The following is a 2863-nucleotide window of genomic DNA, read 5'->3' on the forward strand; positions in this document are numbered from 1 at the left end:
ATGAGATGGTAATTTCAAATGCAATTCCCCCCAGCCAAAGCATCAGTAAAAATAGAAAAGACGATCGATGCATGATGGCAATCGTTTTTGGTATATGTTTTGCCTCCAGCGGAACAAGCGGCACGCCCATGCGCGCACGGTCAGAAACTACTCCTTTGTACATATTGAGCCCGCCAAGCTGCACACCCAAAATCGCCGCAACGGCTGCTTCACACCAGCCGCTATTCGGACTTGGATGTTTCTTCGCATCACTGAATAAGATCCTCCATCTGCCCTGAAGATCATGATGGCTAGATTTCGAGCATAACAGCATCAAAAGTCCAGTGAGGCGGCTGGGAAGGTAGTTCGCGATATCATCGAGCTTTGCCGAAGCCCAGCCAAATTGGCCATATTTATCATTATTGTAGCCAACCATCGAATCACACGTATTGATTGCCCTGTATACCATCGCAAGCGGCGCCCCGCCAACCGCTGCCCAAAACAACGGGGCCGTTACTCCATCACTCGTATTTTCAGCTACAGTTTCAACAGTGCCCCTGACTATTTCGGACTCATCAAGCATGTCGGTATCACGGCCGACGATATAGGAAAGCTTGAGCCGCGCTTCAGGAAAATCCCTTTCATTCAGCGGACGGCACACCTCCATTCCAGCCTGCTTCAAACCCTTTTGGGCAATCGTAGTGGAAATCACGGCAGCTTCCCAAACGATTCCCGCCAGCGGATGGATAAGATAGGCCAAATAAACCGACAGACCTGTAAGCAATAGTACCGTCGTCAAGACGATAGCCAGCATGAACAGTCCATTTCTTTTCTTATGTGCGCCTTCATTGAATGTGCGATCGAGCTTGCTTATCAACGTTCCAATCCATTTGACTGGATGCGGCCAATTCGGCGGATCTCCTATTATCAAATCAAGGAAAAACGCCAGCGTAACGGCAAAAAGGTGATGATAGATCATAATGCCTCATTCCGTTTACGACTATTCCTTATCGCTTCGGCGGTACAATCATATACACCGCGGCTGATCAGCTTCCCTAGCGGGGTGATGGTTCCTGCATATTGAAGCTTCACCCCTCTTTGTGTCGCTGCAATCGAGATGCTATCGGTCGATGTTCCTGTCGCATAGGTGTTCGTCACCTTGTCCAGAACCTGCAAATCATGAAGCGCTTTTACTTTTGCCTCGGTCGCGGTAACGATGCTGTGAATGAAGGCTTCTTCTGCCAGGTGGCCATTTACGAATATCCATGTATTGATGGTCCCCGGCGCAGAACTCCAGGAGTGGCGGTCCGCTAATGAAGCGTCGATGGCATTGCCGACTCCAGCCGTCACGATGATGAAAACCGAGAAACCTTCCGCTTTTACTAATTTGAAGGCAGCCGTATCAAGGAAGACTGCCGTCATCATCCCTACCGTTTCCTGCGGATCGATGTTGTTGGCTTTTAAATAATCCGCCATTTCCGCAAGATGGTCATCGCAATCATAATCGTGATGGACGTGTCTATTCACGAAATATCGATGCCAGCCCATCCCCGATCCAGTCACTCCAGAAGACATCGTTCTAAGGGGATTGGGGGCATTCAATCGGATCATCTCCCGCCCGACCGTCAAATGGGATTCATTGATTTCGAATGGGTCGTAATCGCTGCCATGCTTTTGGGGAACGATGAACATTTGCGGCTTCGGAAGTGCAGGATGCGGATGCTTTTCGATCGTCGTACGATAGACTTTCTGGATCCGGTCCTGTTGAAGCACTTCATTAGGGGCAGCAAGGGCTTGGATTTTCCCTTTTGCAAGCAGCAAGAGCCGATCACAATATAATCCAGCCAGATTCAAGTCGTGAAATATCGATATGACGGTCAATTCCTGCTCCTTTGCCATTTTTCTCATCAAATCAAGAAGTTCCTTTTGATACGATAGATCCAAGTGGTTCGTCGGCTCATCCAAAAAAAGAACTTCAGGCTCCTGGGCAAGCGCCTGGGCCAGCAAGACCCGCTGCCTCTCCCCTCCTGATAGCCGTTCGAAATGAAGATCCTGGAATTCGGCCACTCCCGTTTGTTTCATCACCCGTTGGACAATCCTTTCATCCTCCTCAGACCAGCTGTGGAACCAGCCTGTTTGATGGGCGTACCTCCCAAGCGAGACCGTCTCCTTCACCGTATACGAAAAAGCCAATGAGGAATGTTGAGGAAGCACCGCAATGACCCGTGCAAGCTGTTTTGCCGAATAATCCTGCAAATCTTTTCCTTTGATCCGTATGCTTCCTTGCTTGTAAGCAAGCACCCCACTGAGCATACTCAACAGCGTCGTTTTTCCGCTGCCGTTTGGACCGAGGATCCCGAATAGTTCTCCTTTTTGAACGTCGAAAGAGACGGAATCCAAAACGCTTTTGTTATCGTATCCACCCGTTAACCCTTTAACTTCAAGCATCCGTCCTACCCACTCTCCGTCTCCTTAATAAAATGAGGGCAAATGCAGGTGCCCCGATCAGTGAGGTGATGACCCCGATCGGCAGTTCCGACGGGGCGATGATCGTCCGTGCCACAAGATCTGCCAAAATCAAGAACCCGCTTCCTACCAGCAATGATAACGGAAGCAGATGCCTATGATCTGGCCCCCATATCCTCCGGACCAAATGGGGAATCACCAGCCCTACAAAGCCGATCGTGCCTGAAACGGCAACCGCTGCGCCCGTTAATATCGAGCCCGCGATCAGGATCCACATTTTCCGCCTCTGCACGTCGACACCTAAATGTTTTGCCCGGTCCTCCCCGAAGGTCATCGCATTCAATTCCCTCGTATTCATGATCAGAATCAACGAGCCAATGATGAAAAACGGCAGAATGATTCCGATATAATTCCACCC

Annotated in this window: 3 protein-coding genes; all 3 read right to left on the minus strand. The window is 49.9% G+C overall.

From position 1 onward, the window contains the following. Positions 1 to 958: adenosylcobinamide-phosphate synthase CbiB (cbiB, locus tag CVN76_RS04565; RefSeq protein WP_100530466.1), on the minus strand; the 958-nt coding region annotated here is incomplete at its 3' end. After that, positions 955 to 2427 (minus strand): heme ABC transporter ATP-binding protein, encoded by a 1473-nt coding sequence (locus CVN76_RS04570; RefSeq protein WP_100530467.1) that lies wholly within the window; start codon positions 2425 to 2427, stop codon positions 955 to 957. The genes cbiB and CVN76_RS04570, both read right to left, overlap by 4 nt. Further along, the coding region (locus CVN76_RS04575; RefSeq protein WP_157805518.1) for a FecCD family ABC transporter permease at positions 2420 to 2863 on the minus strand (444 nt) is incomplete at its 5' end. The genes CVN76_RS04570 and CVN76_RS04575, both read right to left, overlap by 8 nt.

Source organism: Bacillus sp. mrc49, assembly GCF_002803435.1.